The 1,303-nt window shown below is 67.8% G+C and carries 1 protein-coding gene; it reads right to left on the reverse strand.

Annotated elements, in window-relative coordinates; all coding sequences use genetic code 11:
- The coding region (locus tag ABZ348_RS34695) for an alcohol dehydrogenase catalytic domain-containing protein (RefSeq protein WP_358940006.1) at positions 1–1,303 on the reverse strand (1,303 nt) is incomplete at both ends.

Here is a 1,303-nt window from a genome sequence, read left to right on the forward strand (position 1 = left end):
TGGACGGCTGCCATGCCGACGCCGCCTGCGGCTGCGTGGATGAGGACGCGTTCGCCGGGTTGGGCGCGTGCGATGTCGACCAGCGCGTAGTACGCGGTGAGGAAGACCACGGGTACGGACGCGGCCCGGGCGAACGACCAGCCCTCGGGCACCCGCGCCACCAACCGGTGATCCACGACGGCCACCGGCCCGCCATAGGAGCCCTCCATGAATCCCATGACGCGGTCGCCGACGGTCAACCCGCTCACACCGGGGCCGACCTCCGTGATCACACCCGCACCCTCGCCGCCGAATGGGACATCCATCGATGGCACGACGTCCAGGGCGAGCAACACATCCCGAAAGTTCAGCCCGGTCGCCCGCACCGAGACACGGATCTGGCCCTGGGCGAGGGGTTCCAGCACCTCGGGGCAGGGGACCAGAGTCAGTTCCTCCAGGGTGTTCCCCCGGTGTAGGTCCAGACTCCACGCCGGAACTTCCCGAGGGATCTCCAGTGCACCGGAGGTCCTCGCGCTCGCGAGGTGCGGCATTCGCGTGACACCGGCCCGCAGGGCGAGCTGCGGCTCCCCACTCGCCACCGCCAGAGGCAGAACCAGACTCGAAGCTTCCGCGCCGTCGAGATCGATCAGTATGAAACGGTCAGGATGCTCGGACTGCGCTGTGCGGACCAATCCCCATACGGCTGCTGATGCCGGATCCTTCGGTCCCTCTCCGCTCTCCGTGGACACTGCTTGCCTGGTGAGGAACACCAGCCGCATACCGTCGAAACGGGGCTCGGCGAGCCAGGACTGCAGGATTCCCAATGCGTCGTGGGTGACTTGATGCGCTTCCGCCGCGAGTCGTATCTCGGACGATGCGTCCTCAGTAGCCCCCAAGCCCTGCGCCGATTCATCTCCCTGAGCGGAACATCCGACGAGCACTGCGGTGGGCACAGGAGCACCCGAGCTCAACGCCTGAGCCAGAGCCGCCAGATCCTGGTACGGATCGACGGACACTCCGGCCTCCGCCAAGCCGAACCGGTCCATCCCCACGACGGCGAACCGGTCCTCGGCGGCGGGCGCAGTCTCCAGAACCGACCATGCCAGCCGGTGCAGTGACTCGTCCCGCAGGTCTCCGCTCGGCACGAGCTGATCGGCCGCGACCGGCCTGATCACCAACTCGGACACGGAAGCCACGGGCAGACCCGCACCATCTGTCGCCAAGAGCGCGATGGTGTTGGGGGCGGTGGGGGTGAGGTGGATGCGGAGGGTGGTGGCGCCGGTGGCGTGGAGGGTGACGTTGTTCCAGGTGAAGGGGAGGTGGA

Origin of the sequence: Streptomyces sp. NPDC005963 (genome assembly GCF_040638655.1) — a bacterium.
Taxonomy (GTDB): Bacteria; Actinomycetota; Actinomycetes; order Streptomycetales; family Streptomycetaceae; genus Streptomyces.